This window comes from Parabacteroides sp. PH5-46 (genome assembly GCF_029892785.1).
GTDB lineage: Bacteria > Bacteroidota > Bacteroidia > Bacteroidales > Tannerellaceae > DFXE01.
Genome location: NZ_JARXXA010000021.1, coordinates 44647 through 64517, shown reverse-complemented (window position 1 = coordinate 64517; position 19871 = coordinate 44647). Strand labels below are relative to the sequence as shown.

Below are 19871 nucleotides of genomic sequence, written 5' to 3'. Positions count from 1 at the left end.
AAGATACTAATTCTTGCAGATATAAACAAGAAATAATCAAACTAATATATTGTCAATCAAATAAATGAAATGCTTTTAAGGATAGACTAATTATAATATACAACTTGTACTATTGTTATAGTACAAACATACAAAAAAGAATTATTTCTCCAAACTTTTCCGAAAATTTATCAAAGTATCAGAATAATAAACCCTCTACAGCATAATAGATGATTATATCTTTCATCTTTCATCCCTCCCCCTAAAGACTGATGGGAAGAGGCTTTCAAGGTGAAAGAAAAGGCGAAAGCAACACCTTCGATAGAAAGGTGATGCAAATAGGCAGGTGGCGTAAACTTCTGTATAATATGATTTTAGGACGTGCCCCGATTTTATTTGCTCACGAGCAATTTTTATCGGGATACGTCCTATTTTGGAGGTAAGCGATAAACTGAAACATCTTCGTTTCACCCTGAAAGCGGCTTCCTGTCAGTCTTTGAAGGGCGAGGTGAAGGTGAAACGATTAGTTCTTGAAGAACACATGCTTGTCTACAGCATCTATCGTGATTGTTTTGCTTTTGTCTATTGTACCTCCCAGGATCTCTTTGGAGAGTTCGTTTAAGACGTACTTCTGTATGACACGTTTTACCGGGCGGGCACCGAATTGTGGATCGTAGCCTTCTTCGGAGATGAACTGGAGCGCATCAGGGGTGAAGTTCAGGGTGATACCGTTTTGCTCCAGCATCTTCTTGATGTTGTCTAACTGTAGTACAACGATCTTCCTGATTTCCTGTTCGTTCAGCGGTGTGAACATGATAATCTCATCGATACGATTCAGGAACTCGGGACGGATTGTTTTCTTCATCAAGTCCATTACTTCGCTCTTGGTCTGCTCTACGATCTTCTCATGATTTTGGGGAGTTATTTTCTCGAAGTTTTCACGGATCAGGGAAGAGCCCATGTTACTTGTCATGATGATAATCGTATTCTTGAAGTTCACCACGCGGCCTTTATTGTCCGTCAGACGTCCGTCATCCAATACCTGCAATAGGATGTTGAATACATCCGGGTGAGCTTTTTCTATCTCGTCAAACAGGACGACAGAATAGGGTTTCCGGCGGATGGCTTCCGTGAGTTGCCCCCCTTCGTCATAGCCTACATATCCCGGAGGGGCACCTATCAGACGGGTGGCGCTGAACTTTTCCTGATACTCGCTCATGTCGATACGTGTCATCATATTTTCATCGTCAAACAGATACTCAGCCAATGCTTTAGCTAATTCTGTCTTACCAACTCCGGTAGTACCCAGGAAGATAAAGGAGCCGATCGGACGTTTGGGGTCTTGCATACCGGCACGACTGCGGCGTACGGCATCGGCTACAGCTGTAATGGCTTCTTCCTGGCCGATGACCCGTTTGTGTAGTTCATCTTCCAGATGCAGCAGTTTGTCTTTTTCGCTCTGCATCATTTTGTTTACAGGGATCCCGGTCCAGCGGGATACGATGTCGGCAATGTCTTCCGTGTCAACCTCTTCTTTGATCATAGCCGATACACCTTGCATCTGATGCAGACGCGACTGTATGTCTATGTTTTCTTCTTCTATGGACTTTATTTTGCCGTACCGTATTTCGGCGACCTTGCCATAATCGCCTTCGCGTTCAGCTTTTTCGGCTTCAAACTTCAGGTTCTCGACATCTATCTTATTCTGCTGAATCTTGTTGACCAGTTCACGCTCGCTTTCCCATTGCGCCTTCTGTTTCTTTTCTTCTTCTTTCAGGTCGGCGATTTCCTTGTTCAGTTCTTCCAACTTGGCTTTGTCATCTTCGCGTTTGATAGCCTCGCGCTCGATTTCAAGCTGTTTGATACGGCGGCTTATCTCGTCTAAAGATTCCGGCACGGAGTCTACCTGTATACGTAGGCGGGCGGCGGCTTCGTCCATCAAGTCGATTGCTTTATCCGGCAGGAATCGGTCGGTAATGTACCGCGAAGACAGCTTAACAGCTGAGATAATCGCATCATCCTTGATACGTACCTTATGGTGATTTTCGTACTTTTCTTTCAGTCCGCGCAGGATGGAGATAGAGTCCAGCTCGTCTGGTTCTTCTACCATAACTACCTGGAAACGACGCTCCAGTGCTTTGTCTTTTTCGAAGTACTTTTGGTATTCGTCTAATGTAGTGGCACCGATAGAGCGTAATTCGCCACGAGCCAATGCGGGCTTCAATATATTAGCGGCATCCATGGCACCTTCGCTTTTACCGGCTCCCACCAGGGTGTGGATTTCGTCGATAAAGAGGATGATCTCGCCTTCTGATTTGATCACTTCATTTACTACTGCTTTCAGACGTTCTTCAAACTCTCCTTTATACTTCGCTCCGGCGATCAGAGCTCCCATATCTAAGGAGAAGATTTGTTTCGACTTCAGGTTTTCCGGCACGTCTCCACGCACGATACGATGTGCCAGCCCTTCGGCAATGGCGGTTTTACCAACTCCCGGTTCACCGATCAGGATGGGGTTGTTCTTTGTCCGGCGGCTCAATATCTGGAGCACGCGACGGATTTCGTCGTCACGTCCGATAACAGGGTCGAGCTTTCCGCTCCGTGCCCTTTCGTTCAGGTTGACAGCGTATTTAGACAAGGCATCGTAGGTTTCTTCGGCGGACTGGCTGGTAACCTTATTGCCTTTCCGGAGCTCTTCGATAGCCATGCGTAGCTCTTTCTCGTTCACACCTGCATCTTTCAGCATTTGTGAGGCGGTACTGTTTTCCGTCAGCAAGGCCAGGATAATATGCTCTAATGAAACATATTGGTCGCCCATCTTGCCGGAGTAGTCTATCGCCTTTTGTAATACGGCATTGGCTTCTTTGGAAAGATAAGGCTCTCCGCCGGATACTTTAGGATAGGACTCGATCTGACTATCCAATGCCCTGTTGAGGTTTTGCGTATTTACACCCAGTTTTTGAAAGAGAAAATTTGTGATACTTTCTCCTGTCATAATGACAGCCTTCAGCAGATGGGTAGCTTCAATTACCTGTTGGTTCTTTTGCGAAACCAACTGAACAGCTTGCTGAACTGCTTCTTGTGATTTGATTGTAAAATTATTCAGATTCATATATTTATATTTTATTTATTCCTTTTGTTTGTTTTAAATTCCTACCCTATAAACTGCAAATTAAATGCCAAACAAGATAAGTGTCATTTTGTCTTGTATTTATTTGTGGAACTATTTACAACAAAACACCTTACTCCATTCATTTGTTTGGGAGAGCGTTCATTTTTTCATGAAATAAAGTTGGTAGGTCACAGTCGTAAACCACGTGGTCGATAACCGTGACCCAGCTGGTCGACGGCCGTGAACCACGTGGGTCACAGCTGTGACCCACCAAAATGTTTGTGAAAAAATAAAAGAATGTACTGGGTAGTTTTGGAAAGCGATGCGGTATATGCTGTTACTCAAATAGATAGTTTGTTGTTGGCTTAATTTCTGTTTTGGAAAACTTTTGATATAATTAAAAAATGATAAAATATTAATATACAATTATATAAATATATTTTTTGGAAAACTTTTGTTTGGGTTGTTGAAAAATAATTTCCCAAAACTAATGAGAAACCGATTAATAAGATATACCTTTGTAACGATATGCTTCCGGTTTGTTCCGGACGAAAATTACAGGATTAAACTTCGGGTGGATACATTTTTATTAGAAGTATATTGATGCACTGGCCTCTTTCCCGTCGTCTTCTGTCTGGCTGAGATACAAATTAATGATTAATGTCTTATGGATTTATTTATTATTAAAAGAGACGGGAAAAGAGAGCCTTTTTCCATTGAAAAAGTTAAAAAGGCGATAGCAAAGGCCTTTCTGTCGGTGGGGAGTTTTGCTACAGAGGATGTTATTACCAATATTCTGTGCCGGGTAAGTATCAAAGACGGAATATCTGTTGAGGAGATACAGAACCAGGTAGAGATAGCCTTGATGGCTGAACGCTATTATTCGGTAGCCAAATCATACATGCTTTACAGACAGAAGCATCTGGAAGATAGGGAAGTAAGAGATAAACTTAAGTTCCTGATGGATTATTGCGATGCCTCGAACGCCGCCTCGGGTAGTAAATACGACTCGAATGCCAATGTAGAGAACAAGAACATGGCTACGCTTATCGGCGAATTGCCTAAGTCTAATTTTATACGACTGAACCGCCGGATGCTTACCGATCGCCTCAAGAACATGTATGGAAAAGAGGTGTCGGACAAATACATAGACTTGCTAAACAATCACTTCATCTATAAAAATGATGAGACAAGTCTGGCTAATTATTGCGCCAGTATCACGATGTATCCCTGGCTGATAGGGGGGACTACCTCTATCGGCGGAAACTCAAAAGCACCTACGAACCTGAAATCATTTTGCGGAGGCTTCGTTAATATGGTATTCATGGTTTCCAGCATGCTGAGCGGAGCTTGTGCCACGCCTGAGTTTCTGATGTATATGAATTACTTTATCGGATTAGAGTTTGGAAAGGATTATTATCTGGAAGCTGACAAGGTAGTTGATCTATCGAAGAAGCAACGTACCCTGGATAAGGTAATTACCGATTATTTTGAGCAAATCGTATATTCGATAAACCAACCTACGGGAGCCCGGAACTTTCAGGCTGTCTTCTGGAATATCTCTTATTACGATAAATATTACTTTGAAAGCTTGTTTAACGAGTTTGTTTTTCCGGACGGAAACAAGCCCGACTGGGATTCGCTCAACTGGTTGCAGAAGCGTTTCATGAAGTGGTTTAACCTGGAGCGTACCCGCGCAATTCTTACCTTCCCGGTAGAGACAATGGCACTTCTGACAGAGAATGGAGATGCGAAAGATGAAGAGTATGGCGATTTTACAGCTGAAATGTATGCCGAAGGACATTCTTTCTTTACCTATATTAGCGATAATGCCGACTCGCTAAGCAGTTGCTGCCGCTTGCGGAATGAAATCCAGGACAATGGCTTCAGCTATACATTAGGAGCCGGAGGAGTTTCAACCGGATCAAAAAGTGTCTTGACTATTAACCTGAACCGCTGCATCCAGCATGCCCTGCGCAAGTCGTACCCCTACCAGTTTTACCTTGAAGAGGTAGTAGATCTGGTGCATAAAGTACAACTAGCCTATAATGAGAACCTGAAATACATGCAGGAAAAGGGAATGTTGCCTTTGTTCGACTCTGGCTATATCAATATGGGACGCCAATACCTCACCATCGGCGTGAATGGCTTGGTGGAAGCGGCTGAATCTCTGGGGATAGAGATCAATGATAATCCCCGCTATGTAGATTTTGTACAGGAGGTGCTGGGTTTGATTGAAAGTTACAACAAAAGATATCGCACCAAAGAGGTGATGTTCAACTGCGAAATGATTCCTGCCGAAAATGTAGGAGTAAAGCACGCCAAATGGGATAAGCGGGATGGCTATAAAGTGAACCGGGATTGCTATAACAGCTATTTCTACATTGTAGAAGACGAATCCCTGAATATCGTAGACCGCTTCCGCTTGCATGGAAAGAAATACATCGAACACCTGACGGGAGGTTCCGCCCTGCACCTTAATTTGGAAGAGCATCTGGACAAGGAGCAATACCGGCATCTATTAAGGGTTGCCTCACAGGAGGGATGTAATTACTTCACCTTTAATATCCCCAATACAGTATGTAATGATTGCGGGCATATAGACAAGCGAAACCTGAAGGAATGCCCTTCCTGCAAGAGTAAGAATCTAGACTATCTGACCCGTATTATCGGCTATATGAAACGTATCAGTAATTTCTCTCAACCCCGGCAGGAGGAGGCTGCCCAGCGTCATTATGCTACGGTTCGTTAATTATGATATAGTCTTTCAGGAAGTCCCCGGCGAAGTTACCTTAGCTATCAATATCTCCAACTGTCCGAATCGTTGCAAAGGATGTCACAGTCCGTATCTGATGGAGGATAGGGGAGAGGCACTAAGCGAAGAAAACCTTGCCGTCTTACTTGAAAAATACGGAAATGCCATTACCTGCGTATGCTTTATGGGAGGCGATGCCGCCCCACAGGAAATCGACAATCTGGCAGCCTTTCTGCAAAGGAAGAACGCCCGCTTAAAAACGGGCTGGTACTCCGGCAAGACCAAGCTATCCCCCGATTGCAGGTTAAAACACTTCAATTATATCAAGCTGGGCCCCTATATAGAGCAACTGGGAGGACTAAACTCCTCCTCTACAAACCAACGCTTCTATCATGTGGTAGATGGGGAGATGGTAGATATGACATATCACTTTCACAAAGGAAACTAAAAAATATTCACTTTTTAGTGAACAATAAAAATAAGTATTACCTTTGTAGCTACAAGCGTACGATATGGAAGTTACTTTTGATAAGGTTTATTTACGCGATTTATACAAAACAGGTAAAACAACAGATAAGAAACATCGATTTCAACCTGAAGTTATACGTAAGTATCAGCACTGTATAGAGGTTTTGCTTAGCGTAAAAAACATTGAAATACTGTATAACATTCATTCGCTGAACTATGAAGTATTAAAAGGCAGCAAGGCAGGTATTTCATCCATCAGGGTAAACAAACAGTATCGTATCGAATTTATGGTGAAGGACAATGGACTTGAGCCATTAGTAACTGTTTGTAATATATTAGAATTGTCAAACCATTATAAATAGAAGGTTATGATTACTATTCCAGGCATCGCTTCTGATATGATTGCTAATAATATAGAACCTGATAGACCCACCCATCCGGGTGAAGTATTGAAGGAAGAGCTGGAATATCGTGGTATTTCTCAACGTAAATTTGCGGCACAAATTGGTGTGCAATATACTATGCTTAACGAAATATTAAATGCCAAAAGAGCCATGAATGTACAATTTGCTATGCTTGTTGAAGCTGCATTAAATATAGATGCTGAACTATGGATAAATATGCAGACGCGCTACAATATGTATACTGCCAAGAAAGATAAATCCTTTATAGAGCGACTTGCAAATATCAGAAAAGTAGCTTCTGTGCTTTAATATTATCTGTCGATTAGTTAAAGTATTGCTTCATATATTCCGAAGGGGATTTGCCGTATTGTTTCTGGAAGCTGGTAGAGAAGTAGGAGGGGGAGGAGAAGCCTACTTTGAAAGCTATCTCATTGATGCGTTTTTCTCCCTGTTGCATGAGTTGTACGGCTTTCTTCAGGCGGACTACCCGGATAAAGTCTATGGGCGAAAGGCCTGATATTCCTTTTACTTTGCGATACAGGCCGGATGTGCTCATGTGCATTTCGGCGGCAATGGCTTCTATATTCAGGGAATCGTTGGTCAGGTTTTCTTCCAGATAGGTATTGAATTTACTGAGAAATATCTCATCTATAGGTGAAGCAGCTAAGGAGACGGTAGAGGATAGCGGCTTTTCTAAATAAGTGCGATTCAGGAGCTCGCGGCTTTTCAATAGGTTGCTTATCTGAGTGGTAAGAAGCTCAATAGAAAAAGGTTTCTCGATGTAAGCATCTGCCCCGTTATTCAGCCCTTTTAGCCTGGATTGAAGATTGTGCTGTGCTGTCAGCAAAATGAACGGGATATGGCTGTAATTTATATCGTTCTTCACCTCATTGCAGAAATCGAAACCATCCATTACCGGCATCATGACATCGCTGATGATTAGCTTGACCGGATAATCGCTGAGGATGCTTAAGGCGCTTTTCCCGTTATCGGCTTCCAGTACTTGGTAGGTGTTTGATAGCTCATCGGCAATGAAGCGGCGCATATCTGCCTGGTCTTCTACGATCAATAGAGGCGGCTTGTGGTTATTCGGATCAATTGGGACAGTAAGCGGTTTGCTTTCTGTTTCTTCCAGCTGATATCCTTTCTCCTGAACAACAGGCAATGTAAGTATAAAGCAATTCTTCCTATCGGGCGTATGTTGGTAGCTCAGGCTTCCCTGGTGGTATTCGGCCAGTGAGCGAGCCAATGACAAGCCAATACCGCTGCCTTGTATGTTCTCTGTTTCTTTCACCCGGTAGAAGGGCGAAAATATCTTTTCCATTTCTGTTTCGGGAACCAGGTATCCGTCATTTGTGACGGAAATCCGGAAGGTTTCTTCCTTTTCCTGCGGGATAATCAGTTCGAACGAGACCTGTGTGTCTGAGTATTTCAGCGCATTAGTCATCATATTGCTGATGATCTTGGAAAAGGCCTCCCGGTCTATGTCTCCAAAGAAAGAGCCGGGAGGTATGTGTTGGATAAATGTTTTGTTTTCTTTCTCGAAAGCTGGCCGGAAACGCTGAATAATCGACTCAATCCAAAGGGTAATATCTGTTTTAACAAAGTTGAGCTTAAAGCCTTTGCTTTCTGTTTTCCTGAAATCAAGCAGCTGATTGCTCAGGTCTAAGAGTCGTTGTGTATTTTTCTCAATAGTCTGCAGATTTGTTTTGGTATCCGGTGAGCCGTCATTCGATTTCAATATCTTTTCCAGCGGAGCTTTGATGAGTGTAAGCGGAGTACGTATCTCATGCGTAATGAAGGTGAAGAATTGTATCTTGGCATCAAACAATTCTTTCTCTTTTTGCGATTCAAACTTTTCCTGTTCCAGCCGGTGTTTGTCTTCCAGTTTTGATTTCTTGTACCGGTAGAATAGTACGATCAGGAGGACAAGTAGCAACCCATACATCAGGTATGCCCAGGGAGTAGCCCAGAAGGGCGGCACAATTACAATCGGTAGTTGTATCTCATTATTCTGCCAGGTACCGCTACTGTTTGTAGACCTTACTTTGAAGGTATATTTCCCAGGAGAAAGGTTGGCAAAGGTAACGCTATTGTTCTGCTTCATATAGTTCCATTCTGTATCTACCCCTTCCAGCTTGTAGGCATACTGAATAGCATCAGGAGAGGTGAAACTTAGTGCAACGTATGATAAGGTAAAAGTTGCCTTGTTGTGTGGAAGAGAAAGAGAGGTGACTCCTTTCCTGTTTTCCTTAGAGGGAAAACCCATACCACCCGGCACATGAATGTCTGTAATATGAATGGGGGGTGTATAGCTGTCTGTAATAAAATGGCGGGGGTTGAAAGCAATCATTCCGTTAATAGTCCCCATATACATCATCCCATCGGGAGCTTTGTAGGAAGAGCTGTAATTAAATTGCGTTTCATGTAGCCCGTCCGTATAGGAGAAAACTCGCATGGCATGCGTCTCCGGATTAAATTTCACCAAGCCGTTGGCTGTTGTAATCCAGAAGGTATGTTCGTCGTCTTCCAGTATCCGGTAAACGATATTGCTGGGAAGCCCATCCTCTACCGTGATACGATTGAATGAGTCGGTTATATCATTATATAGCGAAAAGCCGTAGACGGTTGTCACCCAAATACGTCCTTTGGAGTCTTCAAATACAGATGTCGTGTTGTTACTCCCCAGGCTTTGCGACCTGTGTATATCAGATGTGTAACGGGTTAATTTCTTCTCGGAAGAAGAATAGCGGAATAGCCCGTTGTCGGAAACAACCCATATATTACCTTTTGTATCAGTATAGATCTGGCGGACTAGTGCGTGAATATTCTCCCAGCGACTGAAGCGGTCTTTTGCAGCCTCATACAAGACCGTTCCTGTAGATGTACCGATCAACATATTACCATCTGCTAGTTTATGAAAACACAGAACAAAGTCACTGCTCAGCCCGTTGTTTGTACTACTTTGCGAATACCGTCGGATCAGTTTGCCAGACGGTAGCTCTAATACATCAATCCCTTTATTGAACGTACCTACCCAAAGCTTGTTCCCGTCGGCAAACAACCCATGAATATTCGTTGCAGATAAAGGGTGCTGCGGATTGTTGAGCGAGAAATTTGTTATCTCGCCGGTTTGCAGATTGTATCGATTAATTCCGTTGTCTTCCGTACCCAGCCATAGATTCCCATACATATCAGGAGATATTTCGCGTATGGCATTTCCCGGCATTTGCGGATGAGTCTTTCCTCCAATAAAGCGATCAAAGCTGACATATTTCTGCGGCAGGTAACTGATGCCTCCGAAGAAACTACCAACCCACATTCCGCCTTCCCTGTCTTTCGTAATAGAATAGATGGCGTTATCGGATATTGTGTATTCGTTGGTCAGCGATTTCTTCAGATGGGTGGTTTGCCGATTGAGTATATTATATATGTATACACCCGACTCTGATGCAATCCAGTATGTGTGATGATTATATGCTGTAATGGCTCTTACTTGTATTTCCGGGAGGACTGTCTCTGTCTGCATGCTCTGATAGTGATACAGCTTCAAGCCTTTTTTATTGGTGCCGATTAATACTCCTACATTAGGTACTTCGCAAATAGCTGAGATATGGACTTGCTCTTGCAGTTCTTTTTCAGTTAGGATCGCTGTTCGGGTAAAGCGGTCGGTCTCGGGTTTGTAAGCATATAAGTCAGAAGCAGACGAGAACAGGGCTTGTCCTTCAGTTGTCATAATCATACAGACAGGCTGGAAGTATGCATCGGCAGGATATAAGCGGCAGGTTTTGTCGGCAGGCGAGTAACAGACTATCCGGTTGTTGGAAGCCAACCACAACTGCTTCTGTTTATCTTCATTTACAACAAAAAAATCTTCGGCATCGGTGGCCTTATCACCGGATAATGTAAAGGGGTGAAACCCATCAATCGTATCATCATAATAGCAAGTTGCGTAATTGGTACATATCCACAAGGTGCCGCTTGAATCTTCAAACAGACTCCTGATCCGGTCATTTGGCAAGCTATTTTCGGATTGGTACGAATTATATCTGTACACCCGGAAGGTATGCCCATCAAAGCGATTCAATCCGTCATCTGTTCCGAACCACATAAAGCCTTTCCTGTCCTGCAGAGAGCAGTAGACTGTGTTGTGAGATAAGCCTTGTTTGTTATTGTAGTGGCGGAAATACATTTCCTCGGCCTGCCCATCTTCTTTGCCGATAAGCAGAAAGAGCAGTAGGAGAGAGCAGATGTATGATACATGTTGACGGATGAACATATGTTGTTTTGAAAAATTGCAAAAACAAATATAACTAAAATCGGCAGATATGTCGTTATATTTGTATGATGGAACAGATACACCGGGAATTGCAGCTTACGGCTGATGGAAGCCATACCCTTTTCGTGCCTGAAATGGATGAACATTACCATTCAGTGAACGGAGCTATACAGGAATCGCGCCATGTCTTTATTGAAGCAGGCTTAAAGCAACTATCCAAAGAAAATCTTCGGATATTGGAGATAGGCTTCGGGACAGGTCTGAATGCCTTCCTTACATTGATAGAAAACCCATGCCGGATAGAATATTATACGGTAGAGTTATTTCCTTTGGCGCCTAATGTCATTAAAGAATTGAATTACGGACAAATAATTTTTGAAGAAAACAAAGATCTGTTCCTTGCACTACATACTGCCCCCTGGAATGTGACAGTTGAGCTAACGGATCGTTTTTACCTGCATAAGATACAAGGGGATAGTAATAGCTGCACCTTGCCTGTAGACATTGATCTTGTTTTTTTTGATGCCTTTGCACCGGATAAACAACCGGAGATGTGGAATCAGGAAATATTCGATAAATTGTACAGATGCACAGCCCCCGGAGGAATACTTACCACTTATTGTGCCAAAGGAAGTGTACGTCGTATGATGAAGAAGGCCGGTTATTCAGTTGAACGAATAGCCGGCCCTCCGGGAAAACGCGAAATGCTTCGCGCTATCAAATAATATAAAAACTATTACAAAAGAGCTTCAATTTTACTTGCATATGCAGATTTTTGGGTTGCGCCAACCTGCTTATCCACCATTTTTCCATCTTTAAAGAAAAGAACAGTTGGAATATTGCGGATACCAAATTTAGATACAACATCGTTGTTGTTATCTACGTCCATCTTACCAATCGTCACGCGACCGGCATATTCTTTTTCCAAGTCATCAATGATCGGTCCGACCATCCGACATGGACCACACCATTCAGCCCAGAAATCTACTACCATGGGCTTTCCGGAATTCAATAATTCCTCAAAATTACTGTCAGTTATCTCTAATGCCATAATACTTTAAAAATTTGTTTATTATATGTTGTTAATTATATTCCGATTTTTCCTTTGAGGGAAAATAAAGACGGCAAAAGTACAAATTCTTCCTGCATACGCCAAACAATCAGTTGATCTTGAAATCAATATTTTCGTTCTCCTGCAAGAAATCTATCAGTTCACTCGTTACATTCAGACGCACATTCTGCGAGAAAAAGTTCAACACCACATTTTCTTCTCCATCCACTACTTTAAAATATAACAAACTTTGACCTGGATTAGTTTTTATCAAAGTCGACAGTTCGTGTATCATAGATTCATTAAGTTCATGAATTGGAACAATGATACGTATTTTTTCTATCAGGCTGTCTTTTACATCTTGTAATAAACGCATGGATGTGATATGTAGATCTAGTTCTCCGGCTTTCCATTTATGAGGTTCTACCTTGGCATTGATCAGCAGATACATTCCTACCCGGAAGTATTTACTGAAATCAACATACGTATTACCGAACAAGGCTATTTCAGAACTTCCTGTAAAATCTTCAATTTTCATCACTCCGTATGGGCTGCCTTTCTTGGTGGTTCCTTCCCGGCATTCCGTAACGATTCCTCCCATTACAATCTCACGCCCCTGCAAACTTTCTCTGTCGTTTAACTCGGCTACACCGGTATTGCATGCGTATGTAAGGATTATTTTGTATTCGTCCAGCGGGTGAGCCGACAGGTAGATACCTACCAGTTCTTTTTCACGGTTTAGCCGTTCCAGATCGCTCCAGCGCATGCATTTGGGAATTTCAGGCTTAGCGATAGAAGCAAAGGAATCATCCCCAAATAAGGAGTTGGTAGCTGTTGATTTATCTGTCTGATATTTATTGCCATAGCGCACCAATGTTTCCAGAAAGATCTCTCCTTTTCCGTTATCGGTAAAAAATTGCTCCCGTTGAACTCCAAAGTTATCAAAGGCTCCAGATAACGCTAAGGCTTCTATGTTCTTTTTGTTACAAGCCGTCAGGTTAATCCGTTCCACAAAATCGAAGATATCCTTGAACGGTCCGTTCTTTCGTTCTTCTATGATGTTCATCACGGCAGACTCGCCAACACCCTTTACAGCACCTAGTCCGAAACGAATGTCTCCTGCTGTATTTACGTTGAACTTAAGAACCGATTCGTTTACATCAGGGCCGAGTACTTGTATGCCCATAGCCTTGCACTCGTCCATGAATTTGGTGATTTCCGTTATGTTGGAGAGACTTCGGCTCAGTACAGCCGCCATGTATTCAGACGGGTAATGCGCTTTCAGATAGGCTGTCTGGTAGGCTACCCATGAGTAGCAGGTAGCATGACTCTTATTGAAAGCATAAGAGGCAAACTTCTCCCAGTCAGCCCATATTTTGTTTAATGTTTTCTCTTCATATCCGTTCTTCTTGCCGCCTGTAAGGAACTTCTCTTTTAGCTCATTCATCTTGTCGATGAGCTTTTTCCCCATGGCCTTACGCAGGGCATCACTTTCGCCACGAGTGAAGTCTGCCAATAAGCGCGACAGAAGCATGACCTGTTCCTGATAGACAGTAATCCCATAGGTATCTTTCAGATAGCGCTCCATGACGGGAAGGTCGTACTTTATCTCTTCCCGTCCGTGCTTACGGGCAATGAAAGAAGGGATATAGTCCATAGGCCCGGGCCGGTACAAGGCATTCATAGCGATGAGGTCTTCAAACTTGCTGGGCTGTAGCTCCTTCAGGTATTTCTGCATACCGGCCGATTCAAACTGGAAGGTACCGGTTGTTTTACCCTGGCAATATAAATCAAACGTTATTTGATCCTCCAGGCTTACATGGTCGATGTCTATTTTTTCTCCGGTTGTTTGATACACGTTCTCTACAGCATCTTTGATGATAGAAAGCGTTTTCAGTCCCAGGAAGTCCATCTTGATCAGTCCGGTTTCTTCAATTACCGAACCTTCATATTGGGTAACCAGCATTTCTTCGCCGGTTTCTTTATCTTTAGCTGTACTGATAGGAACAACATCCGAGATGTCACTTTGCCCGATGATTACCCCACAGGCATGAACACCGGTATTCCGCACATTGCCTTCCAGCATCTGAGCATATTTCAGCGTTTCACGTGTCAGGACATCTGTTGATTCTGCTGCATCTTTCAGTTCGGGAACATAATTAATGGCAGCTTTCAGGTTTATTTTTTTTACGTCCGGAATCCTGTCGGGTACGAGTTTGGCCAAACGGTTTGATTCCGACAAAGGCAATTTCTGTACACGTGCCACATCTTTTATTGCCGATTTGGTAGCCATTGTACCATACGTGATGATGTGAGCTACTTTTTCTTTCCCGTATTTTTTTGTTACCCAGTCGAGTACTTTACCTCGTCCGTCATCGTCGAAGTCCACATCAATATCAGGCATGGAGATACGGTCGGGGTTAAGGAAACGCTCAAACAGCAAGTCATATTTAATCGGGTCGATATCCGTAATTCCTAAACAATAAGCTACAGCCGAACCGGCTGCCGAACCACGTCCCGGTCCTACGGAAACACCCATTTCCCTTGCGGCGGCAATAAAGTCTTGCACAATTAGGAAGTAACCCGGGAATCCCATGTTCTTGATGGTTTTCAACTCAAAGTCGATCCGCTCGGTTACTTCATCCGATAAAGGCAGATCATATTTCTTTTTGGCTCCCTCATAGGTCAGGTGGCGAAGGTATTCGTCGGCATTCTCAAAGCCTTCCGGGATGGGGAAGTCCGGCATTAGCGGATCGTTGTCTATCGAATAATATTCAACTTTGTCTAATATCTCCAACGTATTATGCAAGGCTTCGGGAATATCGGCAAATATGGCATTCATCTCTGCCGTAGTCTTCATCCATTCCTGCTTAGAATAACGCATACGGGAAGGATCGTCAAGGTCTTTCCCAGTACTGAGGCAGATCAGGCGATCGTGCGCTTCGGCATCTTCTTCATTTACAAAATGCACGTCATTGCTGGCAATGATTTTTACATTATGCTTATGTGCCAGCTCAATCAGTACTTTGTTTACTTCCTGTTGTTTGGGGAAAGTACTCTGATCGGCATTGGGATTGTTTGTCTGATGACGTTGCAGTTCCAGATAATAATCCTCTCCAAAAAGGTTTTTAAACCATTGGATAGCCTCTTCCGCCTTTCCTATCTGGTCTTTCATGATATGCTGGGGTATTTCTCCACCCAGACAGGCCGAACAGATAATCAGGTCTTCGTGATATTTTTCAAGTAATTCCTTGTCGATACGGGGGCGTCCATAGAAACCTTCTGTCCAGGCAGTAGAAACCATCTTGATCAGGTTTTTGTAGCCTTTCAAGCTTTTGGCCAGTACAATCAGGTGGTAACCGCTCAGGTCTTCTTTTCCGCTTTTGGAAGCTCTTCCGTTGCGGGCGCAATAACACTCACAGCCAAGAATCGGTTTGAACAATGCTTTTTTGCTCTCTTCAATCTTGTCGGAGAGTTTACTCATCCGGCCCACTTCTTCTTCCGTAGGATTGCTTTTGTTGTTTAATTCGTTTAGTTCCTTTTCGCAATCCTTTATGGTAGCAAAATATTTGCTGTTTTTCTTTTTAACTTTATTATAGAATTCTTTAATCCCAAACATGTTGCCATGATCGGTCATAGCAATGCCTCGCATTCCGTCTTTTTGGGCTTTCTCTATCAGGGCATCTATTGAAGCCTGTCCGTCCAGAAGCGAATACTGAGTGTGAACATGTAGATGAATAAAGGGTTCCATAATAAATTTTCCAGCGTTTTAATTTCAGGAGGTAAAGGTACAAAAAGTAGATTAAGGAATACCGATACTGTTGATAACTTTTTCTCGATGTATGGATAGAGAATATTTATTCGTTGTTTAATGAAGTCCCACAATTGTAGAACTCATGTTCAACAATTGTAGAACACGTATTCAACAACTGTTGAACATGAGTTCTACAACTGTGGGATTATAAAAATATTTATTCAGATCGGGATGTTATTCAGTTTTCTATGTAAATCGGAGGGTGGTTGCAAGAGAAACAGTAATTATGTACCTTTGCACGTTAAACGTAAATAAATAATAGTTTTTTATGTCACAATTATTCCCAACAGATCTGCCTTATAAAGTGGCAGATATGACTTTGGCTGATTTCGGACGGAAAGAAATCGAAATCGCCGAACACGAAATGCCGGGATTGATGGCACTTCGCGAGAAGTATGCCTCGGAGCAACCTTTGAAAGGTGCCCGTATCACCGGCTCACTGCATATGACTATTCAGACAGCAGTGTTGATCGAAACATTAGTTGCTTTGGGAGCAGATGTACGCTGGGCAAGCTGTAATATCTTTTCCACGCAGGATCATGCTGCTGCTGCGATTGCAGCTACCGGAGTTCCTGTATTTGCCTGGAAGGGCGAAACGCTGGAAGAGTATTGGTGGTGTACCGAAATGGCGCTTCGTTTCCCCGGTGGAAAAGGACCGAACCTGATTGTAGATGATGGTGGAGATGCCTCTTTACTGGTGCATAATGGTTACAAGGCCGAAGATGATCCGAAAACGATCGACCGCAAAGGTAGTAACCACGAAGAACAAGTGGTGTTAGATACCATCCGGCGTATTCTGGAAGAAGACAATCAACGCTGGCATCGTGCAATAGCTGAAATGAAAGGAATCTCGGAAGAGACGACTACCGGGGTGCATCGCCTGTATCAGATGATGGAAAGAGGCGAATTGCTGGTTCCGGCTATTAATGTAAACGATTCTGTTACAAAATCGAAATTTGATAATTTATATGGTTGCCGCGAATCTTTGGCCGACGGTATCAAGAGAGCTACAGACGTAATGATTGCCGGTAAGGTAGTGGTAGTAGCCGGATATGGAGATGTAGGTAAAGGTTGCGCCCACTCGATGCGTTCCTATGGCGCTCGTGTAATCGTAACGGAAATCGACCCGATTTGCGCTTTACAAGCGGCTATGGAAGGCTTTGAAGTAACAACGATGGAAGAAGCCGTTAAGGAAGGAAACATCTTTGTAACAACTACCGGTAACCGTGATATTATTCGTATCGAACATATGGAACGCATGAATGATCAGGCGATTATCTGTAATATTGGTCACTTTGACAATGAAATACAGGTAGAAAAACTGGTAAACTATCCGGGTATTAAGCATATCAATATCAAACCGCAGGTAGATAAATATACGTTTGCTGATGGAAGAAGTGTTTTCTTATTGGCAGAAGGACGTTTGGTGAACCTGGGTTGTGCAACCGGCCATCCGTCATTTGTAATGAGTAACTCTTTCACCAATCAGACGCTGGCTCAGATAGACCTTTGGCAGACTGCTTATCCGGTAGACGTTTACCGTCTTCCCAAAAAACTCGACGAAGAAGTAGCCCGCTTGCATCTGGCACGAATAGGGGTGAAGTTAACGAACTTGACACAAGATCAGGCCGACTATATTGGTGTCCCTGTAGATGGCCCTTATAAGCCGGAGCATTACAGATACTAAATAATTTATTATGAAAGACAACTCATTAGTAAAGGATTCGAAGTTATTGCTTTATGTGGCAGCTTTGGCAATTGTTTTTGCCGTTTCGTTTTCATATATCTTTAATTCGAAACTCGACCTGAACGGAGATAACTGTGAGTATTATGTACTGGCAACTTCCATTGCCGGAGGGCATGGTTATTCGGATATAACCAGTGAAGCACATAACCCCTCCAACATTTTTCCTCCGGGCTATCCTTTGCTAATGTCTGTCATTCGTATATTTACTGATAGTATTTTCCCTCAGAAAGTATTAAATGGGCTTTTCCTGTTAGGATCAGCCCTGCTTTTCTTTTTCTTTGTCCGGAAGAACAAGCTGTCTGATTCAATGGCCTTTGTTGCTTCGGCAATCATTCTGTTGAATTACCAGGTATTGCATTTTGCTACCATGATGATGAGTGAAATGTCATTCATGTTCTTTACTGTACTTGCGCTTTGGTTCTTGTACAAGATGGACGATGAAAAGCCTTTCTGGAAAGACGTGTATTTTTATCTGGCAATACTGTCGGTAGCTTATTGTTATCATACCCGTACACAAGGAATAGCGATGGCAGCAGCAGTTGCAGGGTATTTCCTGTTTACGAAGCGTTGGAAGCAAATGCTGGGTTTTGTTGCGGGTTTTGCTCTTTGCCTTGTCCCCTGGATGCTTCGTAATAATCTGGCAGGTACAGGACAAAGCCGCTATGTAAGCATGATAGCCATGTCGAACCCCTGGCGTCCGGAAGAAGGAACACTGAGTTTCGGAGAGCTGCTTGGACGTTTCTTTGAAACCTTCAAGATGCTAGTAACAAAGGCGGTTCCCGGCTCTATATTGCCTTATCTGTCTGTAGACTATAGTGCAGCTACTACAATGGGAGAATGGTTGCTGGCTATTGTTCTGTTTGCCTTGATAGGCATAGGCATGTGGCGCTTTGGTAAATTCAAATATATATTCCTTTTCTATACGTTAGCTACATTTGGAGTAATCTCTCTTTTCAGTACTCCCAGTGAGAACCGCTATATCACCCCTCTGCTTCCTTTCCTGGAAGTGAGTTTGATGGTAGGATTATATACTGTTTTAACAATGGGAGTACAAAGGCTGAAAATTGCTCAAAGCCTCTCGCCATGGATATTGCTGGTGCTTGTGTTTTTCTCGTATCCCAAACTGGAACAGCTACATGCCATGAATAATATGCCTTTTCCTCCGAGTTATAAAAACTACTTTACAATAGCGGAAGAAGTGCATAAGCAGTTGCCATCCAATACAGTAGTTAGCTCCAGAAAACCCATGTTATTCTATATGTTCAGTAAAACATCCGTTACTAACTACTTGTGGACAGAAGACCAGGAAGCACTGATAAAAGGACTGGTAGACTCTAAAGTAGACTATGTGGTATTGGAACAGTTAGGATATAGCTCAACTCCTCGTTACTTATATCCGGCTATTCAAAACAACCCGGAATTATTCCCGGTAGTGATGCACTTACCCAATCCGGATACCTATTTACTGAAGTTTGAGCGGGAAAAAGCAGTAGAGAAATTTAGATATACTATAAATCATGATTAAAGATAAAGTTGTAACGGTTGTTCTGCCGGCTTATAATGCGGAAAAGACATTGGAGCAAACATACAATGAGATACCGTTTGAAATTGTTGATAATGTTATTCTTGTAGATGATCATAGCAGGGATAATACCATAGAAGTTGCAAAACAATTAGGTATAGAATACGTCATCCGGCATGATGATAACAAAGGATATGGAGGAAATCAAAAGACTTGTTACAACAAAGCCTTGGAGATTGGCTCGGATATTGTAGTTATGCTTCATCCAGACTATCAATATACGCCATTGCTGTTACACTCTATGATCTATCTGATAGCCAATGACGTTTATCAGGTTGTATTTGGCTCTCGTATATTAGGGAAAGGTGCCCTGAAAGGAGGAATGCCTTTGTATAAATACATCGCCAATCGGGGACTTACTTTTATCCAAAACCTCCTGATGGGCAATAAGTTGGCTGAATACCATACGGGCTATAGAGCATACTCTGCCGAAGTACTGAAAAGTATACCATATAATAAATGTTCTGATAATTTCGTTTTTGATAATGAGATTATAGCCCAAATAACAGACAGAGGATATGAGATCGCGGAGATAACATGCCCTACGAAATATTTTAAAGAGGCTTCTTCAATAAACCTGAAGAACAGTACAGTTTACGGTTTCGGAGTTCTGAAAGTTTCTTTCTGTTATTTTCTGAATAGAATTGGGCTAATGAAATATTCAATATTAAAAGACTGAT

12 protein-coding genes are annotated in these 19871 nt (G+C 42.7%); 8 read left to right on the top strand and 4 right to left on the bottom strand.

All coding sequences use genetic code 11. The features are described 5' to 3' along the window. Positions 1-502: 502 nt before the first annotated feature. The gene (gene clpB, locus M2470_RS16780) at positions 503-3091 is read right to left on the bottom strand and encodes an ATP-dependent chaperone ClpB (protein WP_280746118.1); all 2589 of its coding nucleotides are present in this window, start codon (positions 3089-3091) and stop codon (positions 503-505) included. A 667-nt stretch (positions 3092-3758) separates the two neighbouring features. Here clpB and nrdD point away from each other — a divergent pair. The 4 genes from nrdD (at position 3759) to M2470_RS16760 (ending at position 7027) form a co-directional block, all read left to right on the top strand. Then, a complete protein-coding gene (nrdD, locus tag M2470_RS16775) occupies positions 3759-5843 on the top strand; it encodes an anaerobic ribonucleoside-triphosphate reductase (RefSeq protein ID WP_280746119.1) in 2085 nt (694 codons plus the stop codon). Further along, positions 5827-6294 carry an anaerobic ribonucleoside-triphosphate reductase activating protein gene (gene nrdG, locus M2470_RS16770; protein WP_280746120.1) on the top strand — a complete coding sequence of 156 codons (468 nt, stop codon included), beginning with the start codon at positions 5827-5829 and terminating at the stop codon, positions 6292-6294. The genes nrdD and nrdG overlap by 17 nt, the downstream gene beginning before the upstream one ends. Positions 6295-6358: 64 nt before the next feature. Then, entirely contained in the window at positions 6359-6676 is a 318-nt protein-coding gene (locus tag M2470_RS16765) for a type II toxin-antitoxin system RelE/ParE family toxin (RefSeq protein WP_280746121.1), read from the top strand. A gap of 6 nt (positions 6677-6682) precedes the next feature. After that, complete coding sequence (locus M2470_RS16760; RefSeq protein WP_280746122.1) at positions 6683-7027, top strand: HigA family addiction module antitoxin; 345 nt, start codon at positions 6683-6685, stop codon at positions 7025-7027. Between the two features lie 13 nt (positions 7028-7040). Here M2470_RS16760 and M2470_RS16755 read toward each other — a convergent pair whose 3' ends face one another. Next, complete coding sequence (locus M2470_RS16755) at positions 7041-10997, bottom strand: hybrid sensor histidine kinase/response regulator transcription factor (protein WP_280746123.1); 3957 nt, start codon at positions 10995-10997, stop codon at positions 7041-7043. A 65-nt stretch (positions 10998-11062) separates the two neighbouring features. Here M2470_RS16755 and mnmD point away from each other — a divergent pair, with 65 nt between their 5' ends. Continuing rightward, positions 11063-11722, top strand: coding sequence for a tRNA (5-methylaminomethyl-2-thiouridine)(34)-methyltransferase MnmD (mnmD, locus tag M2470_RS16750; protein WP_280746124.1), 660 nt, complete (start codon positions 11063-11065; stop codon positions 11720-11722). Between the two features lie 11 nt (positions 11723-11733). Here mnmD and trxA read toward each other — a convergent pair whose 3' ends face one another. Further along, positions 11734-12048, bottom strand: a complete 315-nt coding sequence (trxA, locus tag M2470_RS16745) for a thioredoxin (protein WP_280746125.1) — start codon at positions 12046-12048, stop codon at positions 11734-11736. Between the two features lie 109 nt (positions 12049-12157). Continuing rightward, entirely contained in the window at positions 12158-15799 is a 3642-nt protein-coding gene (dnaE, locus tag M2470_RS16740) for a DNA polymerase III subunit alpha (protein ID WP_280746126.1), read from the bottom strand. A 331-nt stretch (positions 15800-16130) separates the two neighbouring features. Between dnaE and ahcY the strand changes: the two genes are divergently transcribed. From ahcY to M2470_RS16725, 3 genes are read left to right on the top strand one after another with little or no spacing between them, the layout of a single operon-like run. Continuing rightward, positions 16131-17549, top strand: a complete 1419-nt coding sequence (ahcY, locus tag M2470_RS16735) for an adenosylhomocysteinase (RefSeq protein WP_280746127.1) — start codon at positions 16131-16133, stop codon at positions 17547-17549. A gap of 10 nt (positions 17550-17559) precedes the next feature. Beyond that, positions 17560-19134 (top strand): phospholipid carrier-dependent glycosyltransferase, encoded by a 1575-nt coding sequence (locus M2470_RS16730; protein WP_280746128.1) that lies wholly within the window; start codon positions 17560-17562, stop codon positions 19132-19134. Then, on the top strand, positions 19127-19870 hold the full coding sequence (locus M2470_RS16725) for a glycosyltransferase family 2 protein (RefSeq protein ID WP_280746129.1): 744 nt from the start codon (positions 19127-19129) through the stop codon (positions 19868-19870). The genes M2470_RS16730 and M2470_RS16725 overlap by 8 nt, the downstream gene beginning before the upstream one ends. The last annotated feature ends 1 nt before the right edge of the window (position 19871 follow it).